Origin of the sequence: Iodobacter fluviatilis, assembly GCF_004194535.1 — a bacterium.
In the GTDB taxonomy this organism is placed as follows: Bacteria; Pseudomonadota; Gammaproteobacteria; order Burkholderiales; family Chitinibacteraceae; genus Iodobacter; species Iodobacter fluviatilis_A.
Genome location: NZ_CP025781.1, coordinates 2,957,611 through 2,982,538 on the forward strand (window position 1 = coordinate 2,957,611; position 24,928 = coordinate 2,982,538).

A 24,928-nucleotide genomic window follows, 5' to 3' on the forward strand; every position below is an offset into this window, starting at 1 on the left:
TTGGAGCGGTAGCCACCGCGGGGGCCTTCCTTTCTTGAACGGCCAAGAAACGAAGCCAAAGAAGGCCGCCCCGACCAGCGCGAAACCCCTCTCTGCGAACAATCGAGCGGCGGCTGCGGAACTCGCTTCGCTCAAACAGGCATCAAAACCCCGCCCGCTTGTTCCTCGCTTCGGCGCGCTTCAAGGGGACTTTAAAAAGCCCCGTGTAAAGAGCGTGGTTAATGCATTTTTCTCTGTTTGCTAATGAAAAAAAAATTTGCTTAGCGCGTATGGTGTTTCACCCGCCCTACAAATGCCATTTATTATTAATGAAACTTGTTTAAGTGATGGGTATAGGTATAAAAGCCCTACTTCACCTTACACAATGCCTCTTTCAACTCTCGCTTCTCCCTTGTACTCATCCTCTCCAAATAGCAGCTTTTTCCAATCAGGCTTAGTCTAAAAACCTCTGGTTTTTCCAGGCTTAAACCTTGCAACTTCGAGCGTTCGATGAGTAGCTGGCTGTCGTTTATCAAGGCGTTGTTTGCCAGCTTTACTTCAGAAATCCCCAGCATCTTTGCCACGGTGCGGGGGATTTCTTCGCTCGGCGTTTGCAACACAGCGGCAAGCGGCGTTTGGGCAAAAGTTTGGCAGCCGCTTAATAGCAGGCAGATGAGCAGGCGTTTCATCGCTTGGCTTTCTCTAGCGTCATAATTTCTCGGATGGCAGGGCGTAGTGGCTTACTTTCAGCCTGTGATTGCCCCATCGCTTGTCCGTAGGCTGGGCATTGCCCTGTGCTGCGGTAGTTTAAAGCGGCAGTGATAAGTCGCTCATTTTGGTCTCCCAGTGGCGATTTAAAATCTTCGCTTACTTTGCATGTCGGTGCAAAGCCATCTGCGTAGTCGCCAAAGCCTTTATGATTTTCACCTTGAAATTGCACCGCATAATAAGTGGTGCCGCAATTGTCTTGCGGAGTAAATCCATAAGGTTTACCGCAGGTTTGTCCGCCAATCAAATTGACTTTTACATCTACGCCTTGCAAGCCATTAATAATTGCTTCGCTGGCCGAGCAAGTGCCACTGCCTGCCAAGATGGTGACTTGTTTTAAATTAAGGGTGGGTAATGGACGTGGCAAGAATGCACTGGAAATAGTCGAGTTCTGTGGGAAAGTCCAAGTGTTATTTGGATCGACGGGTGTTTTATCGTTATATTTTAATTTAAAGAATGTTTTGCCCTGCGTTTTCGCGGCTCCAGCAATCATATAGCTTAGCTCGCCAGCAATATAAAGCGCGCCGCCGCCGTTATAGCGTAGATCCAAAATTAAATCTGATACACCCTCATTTTTTAATTTATCTACAGCATCAATTAATTGTTTTTCTGCAATAGCGTTATGACTATTAAATGTTAAATAGCCTACTTTTCCCGTTGATGTACTAAAGCTTGTTACATTTTGCACCGGTGTTGTTTGAATATTGGCTGCAGTTAATACTTTAGATATTCTTTGGCCATTTGAGTTTTTAAATATAAAGGTATGGCTTTGATTGGCAATCGTCGGAAATAAGCCAGAATTAAGTGCAACTACATTATTGCTATTTGTTAAATCAACATCGTCGACAGATTCAATTTCCATACCGCGCTGAATACCGGCCAATGCAGCGGGGGAGTTTGGCTCGGTGTAGGCCACAATCAGTTTACGTGGCGGCTGGTTTGTAATAAAAGAAAACGCCATGCCATAGCCAAGCACTATGCCCGATTGGCTTTGTTTATTGGCTTCTTCCGTGTTTTCAGTAAAGTGAAAATGATCTTTGGTAGTGCCAGAAGGAGTAATAGAGGATGTTTTAAGATCGGCAAAATAATCAACGGCATTGGCATAGTTATTGGGATTGAGATTGTTAGGTACTTCGCGATACCAAAGATAGGTTTCATCCACCCAAGATCTTACCCAATTCTTTTCATCATCCAGTGAGCCTTGGCGATCAGGGTAACTAAGGTTGCCATTGTAAGGATTTATACCATGCCGTGGTAAAGCGCATAGGTCTTTATAAGTACTGGATGAAGCGAGTGATCCATCGTTAAAAGCGTTACTTTCAGCTTCTTGCGAGCCGCCGCAGGCGGTTAAAGCACAAATTAGGCCAAGATAGCTGAGCTTAAGACTGTGTTTTAAAACAGTTGTTGGGTTGAAAATCATGGTTTCTCTCAACACTTGCGTCATTTTTTGAAATATTTTTTTAAGTTTTTGCTATGTTTCAAGAAAGTATTCTACATCTATCAATGTAAAAATTATTACTTATAGTCTAAAGATTATTCTTATCGCATAAGAAAACAGCAGCCAGTGGGCGCAGCAAATACCGACGCAAGCGCTTAGCCAAGTGGCCGAAGTTGTCTTGGGTAAAGGGAATTACACTACGTTTTGTTGGGCTTTGATCATTTCACAGGCCAAAGTGGTGTAAGTGGCCGCCCATGCTTTTTTAACATCGAGGGTAAATGCATCGGCTAGACCCTGTTCTAATGTCCAGAGTAGAGCTTGGCCAACGGTGGTGTAATGCTCTTCTTGTACATTGTATTGAGCATGGCGCTCGCCCAGTTTTTGTATCGCAGGTAATAACACGTCTGGATTATTGATGTTGTCTACTGCCAATTTGATACTACTCATTAGCATGGCGCCTTGCTTTTTCATATCTCCTTTAAATAGGGGTCTTACTTCGGGGGCTATTTCAAATAAATGCTGATAAAACATTTCAGCAGCGGTGTCGGCTATCGGCAGTACAAGGGCAAAGGTTTCTTTAACAAGCGCAATATCTTTATCTGTTAATGCCATGATGCACATCCTTAAAAATGTGAAAGATTATTTTCAGCTCAAGAGCTTAAATGCCCATGATTAATCACTATGGTCTGTCAATTATTGTCATGCTCATTTGACTGACTAATGGCTAGCTGCGGTACATCATGATTCTCCCAATGGGTTTTTGCGCTAGGACGCGCTAGAATCTGGGCCATGGAAACTTCATCTTTCGCTTCGGCTTTTATTCTTTTACTCTTGGTGACAGATCCGCTGGGGGTATTCCTCTTTTTGTTTCTTTGATGAAACAAGTGCCCAAAGCACGGCGCACACGCATGATTTTGCGTGAAGTGTCGGTTGCTTTTTGTGTACTGGTTACTTTTATGCTGTTTGGTCAGCAGTTTTTGCAGTTGATGCATTTATCTGAAACATCGCTTGGGATTGCAGGTGGGGTGATTTTGTTTTTGATTGCGTTGCGGATGGTTTTTCCGCACCCTGAGGGGGTGTTTGGTGATACCTCAGAGGGGGAGCCCTTTATTGTGCCGTTAGCGATTCCCCTTTTGGCGGGGCCATCGGCCTTGGCGACGGTACTATTGTTGGTTTCGCGTGAACCGGCAAGGCTTTGGGAGTGGATAGGTGCTTTGGCACTAACCATGCTGGTTTGTGGCTTAACGCTGGCTTTCTCAGAAAAAATTAGCCTGCTGCTGGGGCGCGTGTCACGACGGCTTTTGAGCGTTTAATGGGGCTTATTTTAACGGCAATTGCGGTAGAAATGCTGCTTTCAGGGATCCGCCATTATCTAGCTACGCTGCCTTGATTAGCCACAAGGCGCTAGAGTTTGAGCGGGTTACAATGTTTTTGTTAATTAATTATCCTACAGATATTATGCGGGACGATTTGCTTTGGCGATCGCTGTTTAATATCAAATCTTAAAAGGAAATCACAATGACTCAAGATGAATTGAAACAAGCCGTTGGCCGTGCAGCACTTGAATATGTGCCAGATAATTGCATTGTTGGCGTAGGTACTGGCTCCACTGCTAATTATTTTATTGATGCATTGGCGACTATGAAAGGCCGAATCCAAGGCGCTGTTTCTTCATCAGAGGCAAGTGTTGCACGGCTAAAATCTCACGGTATTGCTGTATTTGAATTAAATACCGTGGATCGTTTGCCAGTATATGTGGATGGTGCTGATGAAATTAATCGCCAATTACAAATGATTAAAGGTGGCGGCGCTGCATTAACGCGTGAAAAAATTGTCGCAGCGGTGGCTGAGCAATTTATTTGTATTGCCGATGAAAGCAAATTAGTGGATGTGCTAGGCAAGTTTCCATTGCCGGTAGAAGTGATTCCAATGGCGCGCTCTTATGTGGCGAGGCAATTGGTTAAATTGGGCGGCCACCCAGCTTATCGCGATGGAGTGATTACAGATAATGGCAACATCATTTTAGATGTGCATGGCCTGAAAATTAGCGAAGCCAATAAATTAGAAAGTCAAATTAATGAAATTGTGGGTGTGGTTACGAATGGTTTATTTGCGCATCGTCGCGCCGATGTGCTGCTGTTAGGCACAAGCAAAGGTGTACAAGTATTAAAATAAGCATAGTCAATATTTAATATGCCTTGCGCATGGCGGCGAGCCAAGTCTTTGAATATAAATGGTTTGCTGCTTTTTTTAAAAATGCCGCACGGCTAAAATCTAATGATGCTATAAAGACATTGCCAGCGCTTAAGCTGTTTTTAGAAAGTTGCAATAAAATAGTCATATAACTATGATATTTTACGATGAGCTTAAACTGCAGGAGAATTTCTCGAATGTCTGAACATATTTCCAAACAATTTAATGCCGAGCTAGAAGATATTCGCTCACAAGTAATGGGCATGGCTGGCCTAGTTGAAGAACAAGTGCGTCAGGCAATGCAAGCTTTGGCCTCGGGCGATCTAAACATCATCAACCATGTATTAGAAGAAGAAAACCGTGTAAACGATATGCACGTTTTGCTCGATGACATGTGTATTCATATGATTGCACGTCGTCAGCCTGCTGCATCCGATTTACGCATGGTGATGACTGTTATTAAAGCGGTTGAAGATTTAGAGCGCATTGGCGATAAAGCCGCGCGCATTTGCAAACGTGCCAAAAACATTTATGAATCAGGCCGATTGCAAGTTCCACGTTTTAATGAATTAAACCATATTGCTGAGCACGCCATTGATATGCTTTCTAAAGCACTGGATGCTTTTGCTCGCATGGATGCGGTAACGGCCACCAATGTAAAGCGTGCGGATGAGCGTTTGGATGATGAATATCGTTCATTACAGCGTCAATTGATTACCGTAATGATGGAAGACCCTCGCGCAATTACTGTTACTTTAGAAATTCAATGGATTGCAAAAGCGATTGAGCGAATCGGTGATTTGGCCGTTAGTATTGCTGAGCAGGTTATTTTCTTGGTAAAAGGGCAAGATGTGCGCCATAAGAATCAAGAAGAAGTAGATCGTGTAGCACATAGCTAATTTTTTGGATTTTCTGCATTTTATAAGGGCAAAGTCGGTCAAAACCGCCTTTGCCCTTTGTACTTGTGGGGATTTTCCTGTTTGCCAGCAAGGCGGGCGCACGTTATCGTTACGCCCATGCTCTCATCTCGGTATTTACATGCCTGATTATCCTATCATTGCCGCAGTCGATCTTGGCTCTAACAGCTTTCGCTTGCAAATCGCTCGCGTGGTTGAAGGTGCTCTCTTCCCTTTGGATTCTCTAAAGGAAACCGTCAGGCTTGGGGCAGGTCTTGATGCCGCAGGCGCCCTCACACCAGAGGCCCAGCAGCAGGCCATCGAAGCGCTAGCGCGCTTTGGTGAGCGTCTGCGTGGCTTGCCTGTAGAGTGCGTGCGTGCGGTAGCTACCAATACTTTTCGGGTAGCCAAAAATGCCAGTACTTTTTTACCGCAAGCCGAAGCCGCTTTGGGTTTTCCAATTGAAGTGATCGCAGGGCGTGAGGAGGCGCGGCTGATTTATATTGGCGCAGCGCATAGCCTGCCTGCCACGCGGGATAAACGTTTGGTGGTGGATATTGGTGGTGGCTCAACCGAATTAATTACTGGCAGCCATTTTAGGATTTTCCGCACTGAAAGCGTACCTATGGGCTGTGTGAGCTGGAGCTTACGATTTTTCCCAGATGGCATTATTACTGGCGAGCGTTTAGCTGAGGCTGAGCTTGCGGCACGGGGTATGTTGCTTTCATTAGTGCCTGATTTTAATCATGAGCAGTGGCAGCGTGCCGTGGGTACATCAGGTACTGCACGTTCTATTGCCGATATTTTAGAGCTAAATGATTTCTCTGCTCTAGGCATTACTCGTGCTGGCATGGATAAGCTGCGGGAGCATATTCTGGCCGCTGGCCATGTAGATAAAGTACAGCTTAACGGCTTACGCGCTGATCGACGCCCCGTATTGCCAGGCGGCTTCGCCATTATGATGGCGGTGTTTGATATGCTGGCCATAGATAGGATGGGCGTGACGTTTGGTGCGCTACGTGACGGGGTTTTATACGATTTAGTGGGTCGGCAATCTGAGCATGATATTCGTCATCGCTCGGTTGAACAGTTTCAGCGCCGCTACCATGTCGATCCTTATCAAGCAGAAAGAGTGGCTAAGTTAGCTGGCCGCTTTTACGCAGCGATGGTGGCCGATGATGCGATAGGCGCACATCGTCTTAATATGGCTGCAGGCTTACACGAAGTTGGGCGCTCAATTGCGCACGCTAGCTATCACAAGCATTCTGCATATATTTTATTGCACGCTGATATGCCGGGCTTTTCTAAGCGCGAACAGGCTTTGCTCGCAAGATTAGTATTAGCACACCGCGGTGGCTTAGGTAAGCTGGATGAAAATGTGATTGATTTAGTTGAATGGTCGGCGATTTTAGCGCTGCGCTTAGCGGCTATTTTTTGCCGCTCGCGCACCAATATCGAATTACCGCTGTTGCGCTGTGAAGCCAATAGTAAGCAATTTTTATTAGAAGTCGATCACGCTTGGCTGGATGCTAATCCTCTAACTGCCTATGCACTGACTGAGGAGGTAAACGCGTGGCAAAACATCGGCATGAAACTACTCGTCGTAAGCTAAGGACGGTTCCTACGGCAAGCAAGGCAGGCATGGCACCTGGGACTATGCAATATGTAGGCCCACGTGCTGCGGATCAAACTTTAGCCAGCTTAATTGAATATGGCCAAGGGCCTGACGAGTTTTATGAAAAACTGTTTACTTCTTTAGAAGAAGGGCAGGGCTATCAGCCCCAGCATCCTTTGCTCTGGCTTAATTTGCATGGTTTGGCCAATATTGATTTATTAAAGGTGGTAGGCCGCCGTTTTGGCTTACACCCCTTGGTGCTAGAAGACATCCTGAATACCGAGCAAAGGCCGAAAGTTGAGGTATTTAACGGCTACGTGTTTATTTGTGTGCGCTTGGTGAGCGTTAGTGACGCTGGGGAAATCAGTAGCGAGCACGTCAGCATTGTTTTGGGAAAAAACTATGTACTGACTTTCCAAGAAAAGCCGAGCGGCACGTTTAATCAGATTCGTGAAGGGCTGAAATCCAGCCAATCGCAATTACGCCGCTTTGGTTCAGATTATTTGGTGTATACCCTACTGGATAAACTGGTCGATCGTTATTTTCTAGTGCTTGAAGCCATTAGCGAGCGTAGCGAGGATTTGGACGACGCCATTTCATCTGGCCCCAATCCTGCTCAACTGCAAGAAATTCAAGCTTTGCGCCGTACTATGCAATATGTGAAGCGTGGCTTATGGCCATTGCGTGAAGTGATGAATACTTTGCAGCGCGACGAGGCCGATTTCTTTCGCGATGAAACCCAGCTCTATTTGCGTGATGTGTATGACCATGTGGTGCAAATGATAGAAAGTGGTGAGGCGCTGCGGGATTTAGTCAACTCCTTGCAAGACAATTACATGTCATTGCAAGCAAATCGCATGAATATTGAAATGCGCCGCTTAACCGTGCTGACAACGATTTTTATGCCGCTGACTTTAATTGCCGGAATTTATGGTATGAATTTTGAAGTGATGCCAGAGCTAAAATGGCAATGGGGCTATTTTATGGTTTTAGGTGGAATGGCGGTAATTGGGCTTGGCTTAACGCTGTACTTCAGGGCTAAACGCTGGTTTTAGTGGGGTGTAAATAAACCCAAACCTTAAACCACGGAGGAAACCCCGTGTTCTCAATGGTTTCCGTGTTTCAATATTTGGGTTTTATTGATGTAGGGCTTACTAAACCCACCAAGCAAAAGCAAATACGGCAAACATAGATAAGCCGATCGCAATCTTGGCCACTGCCCCCACTAGCATGCCAATAAAGGTGGCGATGCCTACCTTTCCCGCTTGCATCACATCTTGCTTAGCCCAGAATTCACCCACGGCAGCGCCAATAAATGGCCCTAAAAGCAGGCCGGGCAAGCCAGCAAAAATCCCTAAAACGCCACCAATGATTGCACCCCAAACCGCAGCAGGGCTAGCCCCCGCTTTTTTTGCCCCTAATGCCCCAGCAATATAATCCAGCGCCATCGATAAAATCAGCAGCAGTCCCAGCACAGTTAGCCAGCCATAGCCCACCCGCACAAACTGATCTAAATACGCTGCGAGCAACATGCCGCCAAAGATAAATGGTGTAGAAGGTAAAAACGGCAGCAGCGTGCCCAATAGTCCTGAAATCATCAAGACCCAAGCCAGCACCCACCAGCCAATATCTGCACTTAAAAGTTCTGGCATGTTTTTCCTGAAGTAAGAATCCAAGTGAGTTTGAGCATGGAACGGTTAGAAGGTTCTTGGTTTTGTGTTGTGAACAATCGGGGTTCTACCATACTCAATACAAATATTGAATCATCGTAGGGCGGGTGAAACCCCAAGCGCACTAATCAAATTATTTTTTATTAGCAAACGGCAAAAAAGTATAGAAACCACGCTCTTTGCATAGGGCTTTTTAAAGTCCCCTTGAAACACGCCGGAGCGAGGAACAAGCGGGGCAGGGTTTCGGCAAGGGAGCGAGGAACGAGCCAATCCCGCCCGCGGCCGACTCGATTGTCCGCAGCGCAGGGGCTTTCGTGTTTCGTGGGGTCGCCTTCTTTGGCTTCGTTTCTTGGCGAAGCAAGAAAGGAGGGCCCCGCGGTGGCTAACCGCTCCAAAATCAATGTGCCGAAGGCACTAAAAAGGTCTTGTTGTATTTTGCTTAGTACGTATGGAGTGCAATTCGCTTATTTTTTAGCATCGCTCGCGGGTTTCACCCGCCCTACGCACTAGCTACCCCAGTCTTTTGCGCAAAAACAAGCTGAGCTGTTCCACCAACCAAGATAACCCCAGCATGGCAATGATGATGGTGGCGGCTTGTTGTTGCTGGAATAAAGAAAGGGTGAAATAAAGCTGCTGCCCTAAGCCACCCGCGCCCACTAAGCCTAAAACCGTGGCCATGCGGATATTGTTTTCCCAGCGGTAGAGCGTATAGGCAATCCATTGTGCGGTGACTTGTGGCATCAGGGCGTAGCAAAAAGCATTGAGGCTGCTGCTGCCTGAGCAGACTAGCGCGTTAAATGGTTGGGGATCGGCGTTTTCTAGCGTTTCGGTAAATAGCCTGCCCAGCACGCCGCAAGTATGCAGCGCTAGCGCTAAGGTTCCGGCAAAGGGGCCAAGGCCGACGGCCAGCACCATGATGGCTGCCCAGAGCAAATCGGGCACACCGCGTAATAAATTAAGCCAGAGTCTTGCTGCTGTTTTGGGTCCTTGCCCCCAGCGGCCAGCAGCAGGTAGTGCCAGCAAGGCTGCACCAAATAGCGCCAGCAGCGTGCCGACGGCAGAAATTGCGAGCGTTTCTAATGCGCCTTGCGCCACAAGCGTCAGATGACTGGCGCTGGTATCAAAAGGGAAAAAATCATAGAGATAAGCGAAAAGCTGGCTGCTGGCGCTAAAGGCCTGTTGCCAATCGCTCCATAGCCAGTAGCAGGAAAAAGCCACCATAGTGATTGCCACCAGCAGCATTTTGTCTACGTTATGAGCGAGCGCTTTGCGGGCGGCTTGGCTGATGGCTTCGGTGCAGGTAACGAGTAGTAAAAAGACGATCAGCAAGCTGCCGACTTCGCCGCCATTCATCATCTTGATCGAAGTATCAAGCAATTGCCCCAAGCCGCCAGCGCCGACAAAGCCCATCACCGCCGAAGCACGAATCGCGCATTCCCAGCGATACACCGAGTAGGAAAGCAGCTCGGGCAGGGCTTGCGGCAGCAGGGCGTGGGTGAAAATCTGCCAGCGCGAAGCACCGCTGGCCGCGAGTGCCGCAGCGGCTTCTTTGGGCTGCGATTCTAAAATCTCTGAATACACTTTCCCCAGCATGCCGCCATAGGCTAAGCCCAGCGCCAGCACTGCGGCGGTAGAACCTAGCCCAAAGGCGCGAACAAACAGCAGGGCCCAAACGATTTCTGGCACGCCGCGCAGCAACACCAAGGCGCTTCTTAATAGCGGCACACCCAGCCAGCGGGCAGCGCGATTGCGGCCAGCGGTAAGCAGCGGAATCGATAATGCTTGGGTGCTAAATAGGGCGGCGGGAAAGCCAATTAGCATCGCCAGTAGCGATCCGCTCGTCGCCACGGCCAATGTCTGTATGGTGGCCAAACCCATCTCTTGCAAAAATTCGGCAGAATGAGCTGGCGGAAAAAAGCTACCTAAAAATACAAATAGATGGCTAAGCGTACCGCTTTCCCATAGCTTCCAAGGCGCAAAACCACTGAGCTGGAAGGCGGGGGCAAATAGCAGAATAACGATCAGGGTGATCGTTAGGCGCAAGCGTGCAGCGGGGTCTTTTTCCCGAACTAGCATCGAGCACCCCGAGGCAAGCTGGCCACGGGTGGGGCGCTTGGATCATTACTTTCCCCTGCATACAGCGTATCGAGCAGGGCTGGGCTGACTTCATGGCTCGGCAAATCAAACTGAATTTGCCCTTGAACAATGCCAATAATGCGCGGGAAAAATTTGAGTGCTAGATCAACCGAATGCAAGCTAGTCAGTAGAGTGGCATTGCGTGCTTGTGCTGCCGATGTGAGTAGGGCCAGTGTTTTATCGGCCAATACGGGGTCGAGCGCAGAAACCGGCTCGTCGGCAAGGATAAGATCGGCCGCTTGATACAGCACGCGTGCTAGGCCCACCCGTTGTAATTGCCCGCCGGATAGGGTATCGCAAGCCACAAATAATTTATCTGCCAGCTGCACCTGCTCTAATACATTGCGTATCCCTGCAATATCTTGCGGATAAGCCAGCGCCAGTAAAGATTGAGCAAAGGATTGTCGCCCTAATCGCCCTGCCGCTACTGCCGTGATCACACGGCTTTTGCCTGGCAGTGGTGGCGCTTGATACACCATGCCAATGCGGCTGCGTAATTGCTGCAGGCGGCGACGCTCTAACTGCCACGGGTTTTGATCTAATAAGTGCAGCTCGCCGCTATTGGGCGAATGGTGAGTGCCTAGTAGCCTAAGTAAAGAAGATTTACCCGCGCCAGAAGGCCCAATCAGCGCAATCTGTTCGCCCTGAGCGGCGGCAAGCGTGATGTTATTTAAAACGCGAGTAGCGCCAAGCGTGAGGGAGAGCTGTTGCAGTTGGAACATGGTGTACTTATTTTTTTGAAAGGGTAAAAAATCTGTAGACACAGAGATCAGGAAGAACACAGCACACGGAGTAAAAGCATTTATGCCCAACAGGCTGCTAGCAGCTTGTGCTTCTCACCAAACTTCCAAACCGTCATCCCCGAGTGTTTTTATCGGGGATCCAGCAGTAGCACTGGATTCCCGATAAATACATTCGGGAATGACGCAGTTTTGTAGGGCGAGTGAAACCCGCCGAGCTTTGCTTAAACACGAAAAACGGCGGGTTTCACCCGCACTACGAATGACCATTCAAGATTTCTCTGTGCTCTGCTTTTAAGCTTGGTGTGTGTCTACAGACCTTAGGTTCTTACTTAATCAAATCCACTTTCTTAGCTGATTCTTCAATCGCTTTGTAATTCTCGGCGGAGGTTGGGATAAAGCGGCTGGCGCGTTGTAGATCGAGCACTTCTTTATGCGCTGGGTTTTTAGCATCAAGCTTTAAGAAAGCCGCTTTCAGCTTGGCTGCGATGCCAGCATCCAGATCAGAGCGGATGGTCCAGTTGTAATCAAAGAACGGTGGCGTGGTGTAGAACACGCGCACTTTGCTTGGGTCTACTTTCTTTTGCTCGACCAATTTATCCCAAACCGAAGCATTCAATGCACCTGCGTCTACCTTGCCCGAAGCCACCCAAGCCACCGTTGCATCGTGGGTGCCGGAATACGCTGGCAAACCTTTGAAATCTTTATCAGGATCGATGCCTTTTTGCTCAATAAAGTAGCGCGGCATCAGGTGGCCAGAGGTGCTGGACGCCGAGCCAAAGGCAAAGGTTTTGCCTTTTAGATCATTCAGGCTATTGATATCGCTGCGGGCGGTAATCAATTTACTGGTGAAACGCGCGTCTTCTTCACGCTGTACCAGCGGCGTAACCTTGCCGCGTTTATTGGCTTGTACAAAGGTAAAGCCGCCCAGCCAAGCCAAATCAATACGCTTGCCAGCGAGGGCTTCTACTACGGCGGCGTAATCTGTTACCGGCACAAATTGCACTTTCATGCCCAGCTCGGCTTCCAGATATTTACCCAGTGGGGTGAATTTGCGTTGTAGTTCGGTAGGCGATTCATCAGGAATCGCTGAGACTCTTAATACTTCCTCTGCCTGGCAAAAGCCAGCGGCTAATAAGGAGGCCACAAGGGCGATGGAGCGTAGCTTCATGGTGGTGTTCTCGAATATTTTGATATGAGCTGAGTAGGGCGGGTGCAACCCGCCAAGTTTTAAATGCGTAAAAGCGGCGGGTTGCACCCGCCCTACAAAAGCTAAATAACTTCCCAGTGGTCTCATCAACGCAAACCCGTCATCCCCGAATGATTTTGTCGGGGATCCAGCAGGGCAGCTGGATTTCCGCCAAAGGCACGCGGGAATGACGATATTTCGTAGCGGGAAATTAATATGAGTTATGTATTACGTGTTTTTTTGCTGCTCCACCAAAACAAATGCGCGCCAATCAGAATCATTGGCAGGCTAAGCAATTGCCCCATAGAAAGATGCATGGCTAAGTAGCCAAGGAAATCATCGGGCTCGCGGGCAAATTCGGCGATAAAGCGAAATACGCCGTAGCCTAATAAAAACAGTGCAGACACTTGGCCGGTACGGCGTGGTTTGGCGGAATAAAACCAAAGCAGGGCAAATAAGACGATGCCTTCTAGGGCAAACTGATACAGCTGCGAAGGGTGGCGCGGCAGCCCGTCATGCGCCTGCGGAAAAATCATCGCAAAAGGCATATCTTGCGACGTCACACGGCCCCACAGCTCGCCATTAATAAAGTTACCTAAGCGGCCAGCGGCTAAGCCCAGCGGCACCAGTGGTGCAATAAAGTCAGTCACTTGAAAGAAGCTGCGGCCCGTTTTGCGGCCAAATACCCACATCGCCACCAATACGCCCAAAAAGCCGCCATGAAACGCCATGCCGCCTTCCCAAACTTTAAGGATATCCAGTGGGTGCGAGAAGTAAAAGTCTGGCTTATAAAACAGTACATAACCCAGCCGCCCACCAAGAATCACCCCTAGCACGCCATAAAATAAAAGATCGTCTAGCTCTTCTGGCTTCCATGTGTTTGATTGTTTGGCGCGCATGCGGCCCATAAACAAAAACAGCATAAAACCGATCAAATACATCAGCCCGTACCAGTGGATACCCACAGGGCCTAGATGGATGGCAATTGGGTCAAATTGCGGATGAATTAGCATGCAAACCAGCCTTCCGATAAAATGGGCCGATTATACCCTAGGCGAGCAGCCTGTCGGACTTAAGCGATCGTAGCGAGGGAAAGTCCGGTTTGAGACAGATTGAACGGATTTTTGAGGCGAATAGCTGGCTATTCAACGAGAAAATGCGTTATATATGGCCAAATCCGGCTTTTCCGCAGTAGATCAGCCTTAAGTCCGACAGGCTGCTAGGTTGACATTTGATTCGTAGAACGCGAAACAATGGGTAACTAAGCCGTACTTAGCCTGAATATTTCCTTTAGGCCGCCAGCCCTGCATGTTGGAGTGACAAAATTACTTTTACTACGCAGAGTCGATCAGCCGTTTTTTGAGCCTTCCTGCTTTTACCCAAGCGGTTGATGTGCTCTTTATAAATACGGCTATTCAGATATTTGAAGTCTTTTTCCTGATTGATTACTTCGCTGCAAGGATCTAAAAATGCCTGTCTATCTCCCCCGCACTAGCATGCATGGCCGTAAAAAAGCTTGCCGGTAGCCGTGCATAAAATAAATCTGTAATTCTAATTCTGAGTTTTTCCTTAATTCTATAGAAAGGAATAAAAATGCCCGTCTATCGCTCCCGTACTACCACGCATGGCCGTAATATGGCTGGTGCTCGCGCCCTGTGGCGTGCAACTGGCATGAAAGATGGTGATTTTGATAAACCGATTATTGCCATTGCCAATTCGTTTACCCAATTTGTGCCGGGCCATGTGCATTTGCATAACCTTGGTCAGCTGGTTGCCAGAGAAATCGAAAAAGCGGGCGGTATCGCCAAAGAATTCAACACCATTGCCGTGGATGACGGCATTGCCATGGGGCATTCGGGCATGCTCTATAGCCTGCCCAGCCGTGATTTGATCGCCGATTCGGTTGAATATATGGTCAACGCCCATTGTGCCGATGCGATTGTGTGTATCTCCAATTGCGACAAAATCACCCCCGGCATGTTGATGGCTGCGCTGCGCCTGAATGTTCCGGTGATTTTTGTTTCCGGCGGGCCAATGGAAGCGGGCAAGGTAGATTGGAAAGGTGGCGTGCGTAAGCTAGATCTGGTCGATGCCATGGTTGAAGCAGCGGACAGCAGCGTCAGCGATGAAGAAGTCGCCGCCGTAGAGCGCTCTGCCTGCCCAACCTGCGGCTCTTGCTCGGGCATGTTTACCGCTAATTCGATGAATTGCTTAACCGAAGCTTTGGGCTTGTCCTTGCCGGGCAATGGCTCGATGCTGGCTACGCATGGCGATCGTAAGCAATTATTCCTGCAAGCGGGCCGCACTATTGTTGAAATTGCCAAGCGTTATTACGAGCAAGATGATGATTCGGTCTTGCCGCGCAGCATTGCCACCAAGGCCGCTTTTGAAAACGCCATGAGCTTAGATGTGGCGATGGGCGGCTCGACTAATACCGTCTTGCACCTGCTGGCTGCTGCGTTTGAGGCTGAAGTCGACTTCACCATGCAAGATATCGACCGCGTTTCCCGTGGCGTGCCGTGCTTGGCTAAAGTCGCGCCCGCTACGCAAAAATATCATATGGAAGACGTGCACCGTGCCGGTGGTGTGATGGCGCTATTGGGCGAGCTAAACCGTGCGGGTCTGATCCACGCCGATGCTAAAACAGTGCACGCGCCGACTATGGGTGAAGCGTTGGCGAAGTGGGACATTAGCGTTAATGCCAAAGACAGCGAAGCGCATCGCTTCTTTAGTGCAGCACCTGGCGGCGTGGCTACGACTATTGCGTTTAGCCAATCGATGCGCTGGCCAGAGCTGGATTTAGACCGCGAAAATGGCTGCATCCGCAGCAAAGAATACGCTTATAGCACCGACGGTGGCCTTGCCGTGTTGTCAGGCAATATCGCGCCGCTTGGCTGTATTGTTAAAACAGCGGGTGTGGATGATTCCATCCTTAAATACACCGGCCGCGCCCGTGTATTTGAATCGCAAGACGACGCGGTTGCCAGCATTCTGGCCGACCAAATCGTAGCGGGCGATATTGTGGTGATTCGCTACGAAGGCCCGAAAGGCGGCCCCGGCATGCAAGAAATGCTCTATCCAACTAGCTATTTAAAATCCAAAGGCTTGGGCAAAGCGTGTGCGCTGCTAACCGATGGGCGCTTCTCTGGCGGCACTTCTGGCTTATCGATTGGCCACGTCAGCCCAGAAGCGGCCGATGGCGGCTTGATTGGCCTTGTGCACGAGGGCGACACGATTGAAATCGACATCCCACAGCGCAGTATTCGCCTTCGCGTCGATGACGCAACGCTGGAAGAGCGCCGAGTAGAAATGGAAGCCCGTGGTAAAAACGCATGGAAACCAGTTGATCGCCAACGCTATATCTCACCAGCGCTAAGAGCCTACGCCGCCATGACCACCTCCGCCCACACTGGAGCCGTGCGTGATGTAAGCCAGGTTGAGCGTAAGGGGTAAAACCATAAATCTGTAGACACAGAGAACACAGAGAAAGGCATGGAGAGCACGGAGAAAACCAAGTAAAAATGGGCTTGGGTTTTCTCCGTGAAACTCTGTGCTCTCTGGCCTCTGTGGTTTGAGATTTGGGTTTTTTTACCTATGCAGCCATGCAACAGCACTTGCAATATCGTCATCCCCGAGTGTTTTTGTCGGAGATCTAGTAGCACCTCTGGATTCCCGATACAAGCATTCGGGAATGACGCGTTCGGTGTTGGTATTAACTCGTTTTTCTCAGCGAAACTCTGTGCTCTCTGTGTCCTCCGTGGTTCAAGATTTGGGTTTTTGTGCCTATGCAGCCATGCAACGGCACTTGCTATATCGTCATCCCCGAGCGTTTTTGTCGGGGATCTAGTAGCACCTCTGGATTCCCGATACAAGCATTCGGGAATGACGTGTTCGGTGTTGGTATTAACTCGTTTTTCTCAGCGAAACTCTGTGCTCTCTGGCCTCTGTGGTTTGAGATTTGGGTTTTTGTGCCTATGCAGTCATGCAACGGCACTTGCAATATCGTCATCCCCGAGCGTTTTTGTCGGGGATCTAGTAGCACCTCTGGATTCCCGATACAAGCATTCGGGAATGACGCGTTCGGTGTTGGTATTAACTCGTTTTTCTCAGCGAAACTCTGTGCTCTCTGGCCTCTGTGGTTTGAGATTTGGGTTTTTGTGCCTATGCAGTCATGCAACGGCACTTGCAATATTGTCATCCCCGAGCGTTTTTGTCGGGGATCTAGTAGTACCTCTGGATTCCCGATACAAGCATTCGGGAATGACGTGTTCGGTGTTGGTATTAACTCGTTTTTCTCAGTGAACCCTGTGTTCTTCCCCCTCTGTGTCTACAGAAATTTTGCTGAAAGGTCCGTTATGAGCGCCATCGCAACCGCCATCCGCCTAGTCGTTACCCGCATCCCCTACGGCAAAGTCGCTACCTACGGCCAGATCGCTAGGCTCGCTGGCTACCCCAACCACTCCCGATTCGTCGGCCGCTGTCTGCATGATAAAAACACACCCGTGCCATGGCAGCGTGTGATCAATGGCCAAGGCAAAGTCAGCCCACGTGGGCTAGATGGCAATGATGATGAGCAGCGTTTTTTATTACAGTGCGAAGGCGTGGAGTTTGGAGAGGGGGGGAGAATTGATTTAAAGGTTTATTTGTGGGATGGGGAATGAAAAACAGCCGCTTAATTAAGCGGCTGTTTTTTTGAGCAGAAACAATTTGCTGTGTTAATTGCAGTCAGCTGCTGTTTTATCGGTTCTGTACACGCAGAAACTTGTGGTGAAGTCTGTTGTTAATGCTGTTCCACCACCATGGTCAGGAACAGCAACGCTTACTCCCCATGATCCTCGAGATACAGCCTCTTCTTTCATATCTTTACATTTTTTTGCCGTAATAGTTGGGCTAAATATGGTGATTCCACCTGTTTGGAGTTTGACATCTTGAGTGGAGCTAGGAATGGTTGTGGGTTTAGTCCCTATGCTTCCTGCATCCACCGTGTTGTAACTAATGACTGTGCCCGTTGGCATTGCATTTTGAGCATTAGACTCACGTATCCACAATATTTCTTGTTGAGCCTGATCGCATTGTAAGACGATCTTACGAAGACCTGTCACAGGAAGTGCTGGTGCTACTTGAATGGTATCTAGCAGTGGCTTATCGCTAGAGAAAATAAAGATATCTTGAGCAAATACATGCAAAGTCTTGGTGCTTGAGCATTTACTCCAAGAGCTTAAACATAATGAGCCATTAAATTTACCATCTGGCCCATCGTATTTACTATTGCTATTAAAATCGACAAGTTGATCAATTCCTAGATCAAATTTTCCATTTTCATTCACATCAATAAAGGCTTCGCCAATATCACTCGAAAAATCATTAATATCGACTAACTCAGCATCTTGATCCGCAATAATATTATTGTTTTTATCCACGAAGCTTTCTTCGCCAATTGCATAAGCCACAATATGCACGCGGCCATTAAGAGGACGTGGTTTTTGTGAGTTTAGAACAATGCTACATTGGCTGTCTTTGGTTTGGCACTGCCCCGTATTGTTGCTACCAATACGCCCACCATCGGTAATAAAGTTGACGACCGTGCCATCTGGAATGGGGTTATTAAAGTGATCGGCTAATCGCATTGTGAGGGTTGCAGTGGCACCATCGTATCTCCAGCCATTGATATTGCGGCGATCGACAGAGAGCGACAAGCTATCCATATCAGGAAAGCCAGTAGAAATAGATAAGCCATTAGATTGCGAGCTTAATCCATCTGATTTCGCCATTACCCGCACAGGTGTCGGTTGATTACCCGCTAAAACAATAGCTGTTGCTTTACCTGTGCTATCGGTAATACTGCTCGCGCTTTGCAAGCTAACACCACCTACCCCTACATCGAGAGAGAAATCAATGGCTTTGCCTTGAATACCATTGTTATTCGCGTCAACTAATTGGAAAACAACTTGAGCCGTTTCTTGTCTAGCCGCAGAACCAAAACCTTTTAATGTGATCACGCCATCTGTTGGCGTGGTGGATACAAATTTTAAGGAGCTCGATTTGCGTGGATTGAAATTTAATGTTGCTGAGCGAGGGGCCGTATTACCAATATTTAAGCTGGCTGTAATGGTGTCTGAGCCAGTGCAACCGTCATCTGTGTAGGTAGCAGAAGCTTCGCCCGCGATGGTTAAAGCAGTTCCATCTAGTTTTGCTTTGCCTGATGTGGCGCAACCTGACGTGAAGGTGACCGTTTGCGGTGTTGTGGCTGCAACGCCATTGATGAGTACTTTTACTTTGACCGCTGTCGTGGCGTAAGCATCAATGGTTGTTTGCCCTAGAGTAATTGGCTCTAGTGAAATGCTGGTGCTACCAATGGTGTAGTTGGCGATGCCCGTTACAGTAAAGGGGCTGCCACCTGATGCTCCAGCTGCATCAACCTGTAAGCTGCCTGCACCATTGGCATCGACTGAAGCTGCAGTTAGTGAAATAACCGCCTGACCACTGGCATTGGTCAGCACTTTTCCCGACGAGGGGACCATGGTGGCTTGCTTACTATCGGTGGAGAATGTGACTAAGGCGTCCGCAATAGGTTGTTTTTTAGAATCAAGTAAGGTGGCAGTTGCCGTTGTTTGTGCGCCCAAGCTGACAGAAGAATTTGGGCTAAGACCAACCGAGATAGAAACCGGCCCGCTGGCATTTGTGCCGCCTTGCCCCGTACCTGCGGATCCAGCTCCATCCCCAGAAGATCCATTACACGCTGTCAACATAATCGTTGCCAATAGCAGCAATCCGCCGGCGACTTTTCGCGCCGATTTGCCGTTGAAGTTGATTCGTTCCACTGCATACTCCTTTACTTTTTTTAAGGGCTGTTTTGCCCAATAGACTGAAGCTTTAAACCAAATATAAGCAGATTAAACGACATTGATTGCAATATAGCAATGTTCGTCACAATTTTTATTTGTAGTTTGTAATTAATTTTTTTGCTGAACAACAGGTTTTTTGTTTTTGAAAGGATTTGTCGTTTTTTAGGCTTTGGTATGTATGAGTTGTCACTCAAGGCTAGAGTAAATAAGCAATTAGGTATAAGGCTTAGTCATGTCCCCATTTCCCGTTGTTTTTATCAGGGTTTGGGCTTGTTTGAATTTATCTTTAGCTCAAGGCTGCTTGATTATAGTTTGTAAAATATGTTTTTGTTTTGGAAATGAAATGTGGTGTGCAAAAGCTGCACACCACATTTGGTTTGATGCTTAGTTCACAATCTCTGTCCAAGCAGAGCGGCGGCCTCTTAAATCAGGCCTGAGAAGAGCATGTCCTGGGTTTGTGTTGCCACCTGGGTCGACGTCGTTGCCGTCGATGTCTTCCGTGATTATGCTCGGAATTTGCTTCGGATCATCAAGCATAGTTCCATTTGTATCATTGCCTGTTTTGATAGACTGATCCTGTGTTGGATTGGAGCACATCCAATTGCTGCTGATTTCTAGGGGTAATAAATACTCTCTGCTGAAACCACCCGCTTCACATACAGCTCCATCCGGCACAGAGGTAACGAATCGTGCTTTTTCTCCCCGTGGTAGGGGGTCATTAGGCAGGCGTTCTTTGTTGATGAACATATTGGCGCGCCAGCCCCTGGTTCTGTTGTTGCATGCCAGTAGTGCTGCAGGGGTATCGAGCGCTTGGCTGTTGCCTTGGCGAGTTAATACGATGTCGTCTCCGATTTTTTCAAATTGCAGCTCGTTTAGTGCCGTTGAGCTGCGTAAGGCGGTAAAAGCAGGATCTATAACGCTGGCGCTTGGATCAACTAATAAGCCATAAAAAGTATGGGTATCGCCGTTGGCAATATCGGCCTGATTTAAATAACGCCCAGTGCCAAAGGTCACATAGTGCATGGTCTCGTTACGGGAATTTTTGTATGCCGTGGCTTTAACCATAGGGGCTGTGGTGATGGCTTGTGGTGCCAGAGTTGTCCCTGTTTGTGCTACTAAGGCACTGCTGCCATCTTCGGGATTAAAGCGCCATAAATTGCCCGCTAAATCGCCGGCATAGGCCATTAAGATGGTGTCATCTACGTTTCTGTTTTCAAACAAAACGCCAATTTTAGATAAACCACACAGGCCGGTATTGTTGCTGCAGCTGCTGGTAAAGGTTTTATCTGGCCTGCCGGTTGCGGCATCGAGTAAAAAAATATGGCCTTTATTATCTGTATTATCGTAGCCGCTGCTGAGTAATACTTTCCAGGTGTTGCCTACTTTCCCTACAACAGGAAAACCATAGGTTTGTCCTAGAAGTGGGTCACTAAAGGTCCATAAAAGGACTGGAGTGGTTGGGTTGGTAATATCAAGTGCATAGTATTCACCGCCACCACCACGCAAACCGCCAATTAGGATGGTTTTCCAGGCATTGCCGACTTTAATGTCAGTAATGGTGGGTGCACCATCCACAAAGTATTTGAAATCATTGGCATACGCACGTTCTGCCAGCTTCCATAGGCGAGGTGCCACTGTCGGTGGAACAAAAGCCCATTTTTCTTCACCTGTTACGGCATCAAAGGCATGCAACATCCCATCATTGGCAGGGGCGTAAACCATGGCCTTTCTATCTGCATTGCTACGCACAAATTCGGCATAGCCTGCATCGCTATAAGCTTTGTTTGGTTTTTTTACATGGCTGACACCACCATGAATGACAGAGCCTAAAATGCCTGTACGCACACGGTATAATGAGTTTTGATCTTGTGCATCAGGCTTGATCTCCTTGCTTGTATCGCCGCGTAAATAATTAATCAGAGCACTGGCAGTATTTTGGTTAAGTTGCGCAGAGTTAAGTGTGCCATTGCTGGTTTTTAGCGCGTTAACACCCACGGCCATGGCGCTGATAAGGTCAGGGTTGCTGTCTTTGAAATCCGTAAGCCTGGTGCAGGCTCCAAGCGTGCAGGTATAAATCTTCCGGTTAGCATGGCCCAACACCCCTAATTTTGTATTTGCCAACCAGGTAACGGCTTCTAATGCGCCGGTTTCTAGGTTGATGGTGCGTGCCTGTACTTCTCCTGTCCAGCTAATGGTTTTAAACGAGCTGGAGTAAATAGAGTTATCCCCTTCGCTCATAAAAGAGCTGGACACATCGGCAGCCCCTACAGAGGCTGTTTTAGCCTCAATAGCACTGAGCGCCTTAGAGATCCCTGCCGCTACAGCATTGGGATCTTTAGCACTGAAATACTCCCCACCACCATTCACTGCTGCATGCCATAAGTCATCGATGGTGGTAAGGGTATCCCCAGGCACGCGTGGCCAGGGCACTTGTTGATTAGTAAGTGGCTCGTAGTCGCTTCTTTTAAGCTGCCCATCCATACCCATACCCAGCGTGTAGGTGCGCATGAGCTGACGCCCTGCTGCGCCATTAGCAAACGCTTCTACCCCTGGTGTGTTATTGGCCATGTTGGAGCGGAGGTCCCTTTTAAAGTAATACATGGCCACGTCTGCCAGTGTTTCTCCGCTGTTTGTATCCCTCATTGGATAGGGGATGTCGTTGGTGTTATCTTGGTTGCCAATACCGGCATTGTTGCTGGTGTTCCAGTATCCATCAGTAGTGAGAATAGTGAAATTTTGTTGGCAACTATATTGCATGGGGTCTGTTACAGTCGCTGCTGGGCGTTGCCCGGAATAAATTTCTCCTACGGCTTTGAGTGCGGTTTTTAGCGGTGTGCCACCGCCTGGATTGGTAGCATAGAGCATGGAATACCAAGCCGCTTTTTGTGGGGTGGCATAGTTATCAATATTTAGATAACGCGTGTTATCGTATCTGTTTGCGGTGAGGTTATTGATGGAGGAAAACCCCACGCGAAAGCGGTCACCAATGCTGGAAAATGCCGCCCCTGCACTGGATTTCATCATCAGCATGCGGGTGCGGTAATAGCTAAACCAGTTGGCAAAATTTTGTCGTGCTGCGATAGATTGAGCGCTACTGTCGAGTGGAATTTGCTCTTTTCTCCAATCAGAGCCTGCGTTGTTTAATTGTTTTTCGCATTGGCTGGCCGATGGAACTCCCACTTTTGTAAATTGCCAATAAAATGCGCGCTCTCTGGGGCCGTTACTGCCACCAGTTGTTGAGTTGTAGGCAAAGAAATTCCTTGCCAGATCGTAGGTTTGGGTGCTGCCGCGGCTAAATCCATCATCCCAAGCCGCATTAAAGCTAGCATTCGGCATATCCGTGCCATTGGCATTTTTAGGGGCTAGGTAGTTGATTTCGGGATTGTAATACACGCCATTACACAGGGCGTTGTGGTAGCCCACCTTAGTTCGCCAATTGACAACATCATCTGGCATATGGCTCCAAGCCATCGAGCCTGAATCATCGATGATAAACATAACGTTGGGTTTGATATCTCCCGCGCTCAGCGTAGAGAGCGGTTTGTCTACCGTTTGGGCTGCCCAGCTATTAAGGCTGATGCTTAGAATACTGAGTGCAATAATTTTCATGGTTTTACCTCAAATAGCTTAGAACAACGTGGCCTGATAAAAAGTGACTGTGTTTTTGGGGCCTTCAATTCGCACGGTTATTTTGTAAATCATTTGATATTCGGAATTACTTTCAGGCTCATTAGGCGACATTTTTTGCAGGTCGCAACCGCTTCGGTTTGGGGTTTTTTTCCCTGCGGTGGCACAGCTGCGCTGAATAAAATAGGCTGCTGCATATCCGTTGGCATTGAACGGCTTATTTATTGTTGTTGACGGCAAGGGAGCGTTTCCTACATTGGGATTAGCCCAAACCCAATTGATACCGGCTGCCCATGCATTGCCGGCAATGGGGTTTGGGGTATTGATCGGGCTGTAGCCATTGGCGTTGGATGCACTATTTAGCACCCCAGGGGCATTCAAGGATTGGGCTACCAGCCAGAAGCGCGCTTTTTCTAGCGCCACATCAGCCGCTGCGGTTGTGCCTTGGCGTAGTGCCAGATTATTTGCTATCTGATTGCTGCCACTCATTGATCGGACAAGGGCAATGGCTGCTAATGTCATGACTACCAGTACGATCAGTGAAATCAGCAGCACCAGCCCTTTTTGCCTGTTTTTTAGAGCTTGAGATGGCATATATGCTCGTTTATAAATGGGATTCATAATATTAGGCATCTGTTTTACGGCGCTGCCGTGCTAAGTAAATTAGGCTGATTGGCAAACATCTGATTTCGCAGCGGCACCACGGTTTCGTGCACGGTGTAGCGATAGCATTGCCAGTTGGTATTGCTGGGCTGAGCATTGGTGGGCGTGGTGAATGCGCCACCTGCCCATGTAAATATGGCATTACTTGCCGTGGTACTGCAGTTGCCTGCTCTATCAGGTTTTTCTGGATAGTTGCTACGCACCAGTACGCCATAGCGAATTGCGATCAGCTGTTGCCATCCTAAGAGATTAGTGGGGGTTGTGTTGTTCCAAACACTCACGTTATTGGGGATGTTGTCGCCATCTGTATTGGTATCAAAGCCATATTCCGCTCTGAGCTGGATGACATTTTCTGTGGTGCTGGTCCAGCTGTTTTGATCGATGGCTCTATCTTTAGGCATATCCATGCTGATCAGGCTGCCATCCGTTGTATCGTTCGCACCACGGCATTGATTGGGGTTGCCTTCTAAATACACGCAGTAGGTGCGGCGTACCATTGCGCCAAAATTAAACAGGCGAGTTGTGTTCATCGGCAGCGATGTGGGGAAAGGTTGGTTTAATGCAGTGCCATTCCATAGCGCATTGGCTGTATGGCGCAGTAAAAAGTCTTTACCCGGCGTTGCAGCAGGCGTGCCTGTACCGCTGCATGTGGCATTGGTACAAGTTACTTGAAATAAAGGGCAGTTGGCTTGTGCCTGCCTACCCGGATCTGGCCATACCACAACTAAATCGTTCGCCCTGTACTGGCTTGCTAATAGGATATTGACGAACTGATCATCATTATTGGTGTGAGTGGTGCCTTCACCAAACATCGCAGGCATGCCCGCTGCAGCTGAGGTACTGTACATCAGTGAAATCTGATCAGAGCCACCTGGCACAGACGTGATGCGTACAGGCACAAGAGGGAAGTTGGTGTAATTGGGGTTTTGTGAAACCACATTACAGTTCAGTGCGCGGTTTGAGCCAATACCGTAGCCTGCACGTTCCAATTCTTTCTGGATTTGCATAATGGCAATCCCGCCGCTGCTTTGAGCATTGCCATTGCCTAAGGTAGAGCGGCGAAAACCTTCACTGGTATTAAAGGTCTGGTAAATAGCAAGCGAAGCCAGCAGTGAAATCACAATGGCGACCATGATTTCGACAAGGCCAAAGCCTGATGATGGATGCAT

The 24,928-nt window shown here is 48.3% G+C and carries 20 protein-coding genes; 8 read left to right on the forward strand and 12 right to left on the reverse strand.

Annotated elements, in window-relative coordinates:
• Positions 1–347: 347 nt before the first annotated feature.
• From C1H71_RS13050 to C1H71_RS13060, 3 genes are all read right to left on the reverse strand, one after another.
• A complete protein-coding gene (locus C1H71_RS13050) occupies positions 348–668 on the reverse strand; it encodes a hypothetical protein (RefSeq protein ID WP_130106931.1) in 321 nt (106 codons plus the stop codon).
• Complete coding sequence (locus C1H71_RS13055; RefSeq protein WP_188053258.1) at positions 665–2,167, reverse strand: S41 family peptidase; 1,503 nt, start codon at positions 2,165–2,167, stop codon at positions 665–667. Before C1H71_RS13055 ends, C1H71_RS13050 begins: the two co-directional genes overlap by 4 nt.
• A 210-nt stretch (positions 2,168–2,377) precedes the next feature.
• Positions 2,378–2,797, reverse strand: a complete 420-nt coding sequence (locus C1H71_RS13060) for a globin family protein (protein WP_130106933.1) — start codon at positions 2,795–2,797, stop codon at positions 2,378–2,380.
• Between the two features lie 263 nt (positions 2,798–3,060).
• Here C1H71_RS13060 and C1H71_RS13065 point away from each other — a divergent pair, with 263 nt between their 5' ends.
• The 6 genes from C1H71_RS13065 (at position 3,061) to corA (ending at position 7,944) form a co-directional block, all read left to right on the forward strand.
• Positions 3,061–3,498, forward strand: a complete 438-nt coding sequence (locus tag C1H71_RS13065) for a MarC family protein (RefSeq protein WP_262488288.1) — start codon at positions 3,061–3,063, stop codon at positions 3,496–3,498.
• A complete protein-coding gene (locus tag C1H71_RS21495; RefSeq protein ID WP_262488457.1) occupies positions 3,498–3,575 on the forward strand; it encodes a hypothetical protein in 78 nt (25 codons plus the stop codon). The genes C1H71_RS13065 and C1H71_RS21495 overlap by 1 nt, the downstream gene beginning before the upstream one ends.
• Positions 3,576–3,703: 128 nt before the next feature.
• The gene (gene rpiA / locus C1H71_RS13070; protein ID WP_130106934.1) at positions 3,704–4,360 is read left to right on the forward strand and encodes a ribose-5-phosphate isomerase RpiA; all 657 of its coding nucleotides are present in this window, start codon (positions 3,704–3,706) and stop codon (positions 4,358–4,360) included.
• 215 nt (positions 4,361–4,575) lie between these two features.
• Positions 4,576–5,277, forward strand: coding sequence for a phosphate signaling complex protein PhoU (gene phoU / locus C1H71_RS13075; protein WP_130106935.1), 702 nt, complete (start codon positions 4,576–4,578; stop codon positions 5,275–5,277).
• A 139-nt stretch (positions 5,278–5,416) separates the two neighbouring features.
• The gene (ppx, locus tag C1H71_RS13080) at positions 5,417–6,886 is read left to right on the forward strand and encodes an exopolyphosphatase (RefSeq protein ID WP_188053260.1); all 1,470 of its coding nucleotides are present in this window, start codon (positions 5,417–5,419) and stop codon (positions 6,884–6,886) included.
• Between the two features lie 29 nt (positions 6,887–6,915).
• The gene (corA, locus tag C1H71_RS13085; RefSeq protein WP_262488289.1) at positions 6,916–7,944 is read left to right on the forward strand and encodes a magnesium/cobalt transporter CorA; all 1,029 of its coding nucleotides are present in this window, start codon (positions 6,916–6,918) and stop codon (positions 7,942–7,944) included.
• Positions 7,945–8,043: 99 nt separating this feature from the next.
• On the opposite strand, the gene C1H71_RS13090 is transcribed toward corA, so the two are convergent.
• The 5 genes from C1H71_RS13090 to lgt all read right to left on the reverse strand — a co-directional run bounded on the left by C1H71_RS13090 (position 8,044) and on the right by lgt (position 13,637).
• On the reverse strand, positions 8,044–8,541 hold the full coding sequence (locus C1H71_RS13090; protein ID WP_130106936.1) for a DUF456 domain-containing protein: 498 nt from the start codon (positions 8,539–8,541) through the stop codon (positions 8,044–8,046).
• A 528-nt stretch (positions 8,542–9,069) separates the two neighbouring features.
• The gene (gene phnE, locus C1H71_RS13095; RefSeq protein ID WP_130106937.1) at positions 9,070–10,635 is read right to left on the reverse strand and encodes a phosphonate ABC transporter, permease protein PhnE; all 1,566 of its coding nucleotides are present in this window, start codon (positions 10,633–10,635) and stop codon (positions 9,070–9,072) included.
• Positions 10,629–11,417: a phosphonate ABC transporter ATP-binding protein gene (locus C1H71_RS13100; protein WP_130106938.1), complete on the reverse strand. Its 789-nt coding sequence runs from the start codon at positions 11,415–11,417 to the stop codon at positions 10,629–10,631. Before C1H71_RS13100 ends, phnE begins: the two co-directional genes overlap by 7 nt.
• Positions 11,418–11,763: 346 nt before the next feature.
• Positions 11,764–12,732 (reverse strand): putative selenate ABC transporter substrate-binding protein, encoded by a 969-nt coding sequence (locus C1H71_RS13105; RefSeq protein WP_262488290.1) that lies wholly within the window; start codon positions 12,730–12,732, stop codon positions 11,764–11,766.
• A gap of 113 nt (positions 12,733–12,845) precedes the next feature.
• Positions 12,846–13,637: a prolipoprotein diacylglyceryl transferase gene (lgt, locus tag C1H71_RS13110; protein WP_130106939.1), complete on the reverse strand. Its 792-nt coding sequence runs from the start codon at positions 13,635–13,637 to the stop codon at positions 12,846–12,848.
• A 580-nt stretch (positions 13,638–14,217) separates the two neighbouring features.
• Between lgt and ilvD the strand changes: the two genes are divergently transcribed.
• Entirely contained in the window at positions 14,218–16,077 is a 1,860-nt protein-coding gene (ilvD, locus tag C1H71_RS13115; protein ID WP_130106940.1) for a dihydroxy-acid dehydratase, read from the forward strand.
• 902 nt (positions 16,078–16,979) lie between these two features.
• The gene (locus tag C1H71_RS13120) at positions 16,980–17,285 is read left to right on the forward strand and encodes an MGMT family protein (RefSeq protein WP_130106941.1); all 306 of its coding nucleotides are present in this window, start codon (positions 16,980–16,982) and stop codon (positions 17,283–17,285) included.
• A gap of 54 nt (positions 17,286–17,339) precedes the next feature.
• Here the strand turns inward: C1H71_RS13120 and C1H71_RS13125 are convergent, their stop codons facing one another.
• From C1H71_RS13125 to C1H71_RS13140, 4 genes are all read right to left on the reverse strand, one after another.
• Entirely contained in the window at positions 17,340–19,445 is a 2,106-nt protein-coding gene (locus tag C1H71_RS13125; RefSeq protein ID WP_130106942.1) for an Ig-like domain-containing protein, read from the reverse strand.
• 408 nt (positions 19,446–19,853) lie between these two features.
• Positions 19,854–23,078 carry a pilus assembly protein gene (locus tag C1H71_RS13130; RefSeq protein ID WP_130106943.1) on the reverse strand — a complete coding sequence of 1,075 codons (3,225 nt, stop codon included), beginning with the start codon at positions 23,076–23,078 and terminating at the stop codon, positions 19,854–19,856.
• Positions 23,079–23,096: 18 nt separating this feature from the next.
• Complete coding sequence (locus tag C1H71_RS13135; RefSeq protein ID WP_130106944.1) at positions 23,097–23,690, reverse strand: pilus assembly PilX family protein; 594 nt, start codon at positions 23,688–23,690, stop codon at positions 23,097–23,099.
• A gap of 44 nt (positions 23,691–23,734) precedes the next feature.
• Positions 23,735–24,928, reverse strand: coding sequence for a PilW family protein (locus tag C1H71_RS13140; RefSeq protein ID WP_188053262.1), 1,194 nt, complete (start codon positions 24,926–24,928; stop codon positions 23,735–23,737).

Bases quoted from the DNA above. Each gene is read 5' to 3' on its own strand.
- C1H71_RS13050 (WP_130106931.1), bottom strand. From the start codon at position 668: ATGAAACGCCTGCTCATCTGCCTGCTATTAAGCGGCTGCCAAACTTTT.
- C1H71_RS13055 (WP_188053258.1), bottom strand. From the start codon at position 2,167: ATGATTTTCAACCCAACAACTGTTTTAAAACACAGTCTTAAGCTCAGC.
- C1H71_RS13060 (WP_130106933.1), bottom strand. From the start codon at position 2,797: ATGGCATTAACAGATAAAGATATTGCGCTTGTTAAAGAAACCTTTGCC.
- C1H71_RS13065 (WP_262488288.1), top strand. From the start codon at position 3,061: ATGAAACAAGTGCCCAAAGCACGGCGCACACGCATGATTTTGCGTGAA.
- C1H71_RS21495 (WP_262488457.1), top strand. From the start codon at position 3,498: ATGGGGCTTATTTTAACGGCAATTGCGGTAGAAATGCTGCTTTCAGGG.
- rpiA (WP_130106934.1), top strand. From the start codon at position 3,704: ATGACTCAAGATGAATTGAAACAAGCCGTTGGCCGTGCAGCACTTGAA.
- phoU (WP_130106935.1), top strand. From the start codon at position 4,576: ATGTCTGAACATATTTCCAAACAATTTAATGCCGAGCTAGAAGATATT.
- ppx (WP_188053260.1), top strand. From the start codon at position 5,417: ATGCCTGATTATCCTATCATTGCCGCAGTCGATCTTGGCTCTAACAGC.
- corA (WP_262488289.1), top strand. From the start codon at position 6,916: ATGGCACCTGGGACTATGCAATATGTAGGCCCACGTGCTGCGGATCAA.
- C1H71_RS13090 (WP_130106936.1), bottom strand. From the start codon at position 8,541: ATGCCAGAACTTTTAAGTGCAGATATTGGCTGGTGGGTGCTGGCTTGG.
- phnE (WP_130106937.1), bottom strand. From the start codon at position 10,635: ATGCTAGTTCGGGAAAAAGACCCCGCTGCACGCTTGCGCCTAACGATC.
- C1H71_RS13100 (WP_130106938.1), bottom strand. From the start codon at position 11,417: ATGTTCCAACTGCAACAGCTCTCCCTCACGCTTGGCGCTACTCGCGTT.
- C1H71_RS13105 (WP_262488290.1), bottom strand. From the start codon at position 12,732: ATGAGACCACTGGGAAGTTATTTAGCTTTTGTAGGGCGGGTGCAACCC.
- lgt (WP_130106939.1), bottom strand. From the start codon at position 13,637: ATGCTAATTCATCCGCAATTTGACCCAATTGCCATCCATCTAGGCCCT.
- ilvD (WP_130106940.1), top strand. From the start codon at position 14,218: ATGCCCGTCTATCGCTCCCGTACTACCACGCATGGCCGTAATATGGCT.
- C1H71_RS13120 (WP_130106941.1), top strand. From the start codon at position 16,980: ATGAGCGCCATCGCAACCGCCATCCGCCTAGTCGTTACCCGCATCCCC.
- C1H71_RS13130 (WP_130106943.1), bottom strand. From the start codon at position 23,078: ATGAAAATTATTGCACTCAGTATTCTAAGCATCAGCCTTAATAGCTGG.
- C1H71_RS13135 (WP_130106944.1), bottom strand. From the start codon at position 23,690: ATGCCATCTCAAGCTCTAAAAAACAGGCAAAAAGGGCTGGTGCTGCTG.
- C1H71_RS13140 (WP_188053262.1), bottom strand. From the start codon at position 24,928: ATGCATCCATCATCAGGCTTTGGCCTTGTCGAAATCATGGTCGCCATT.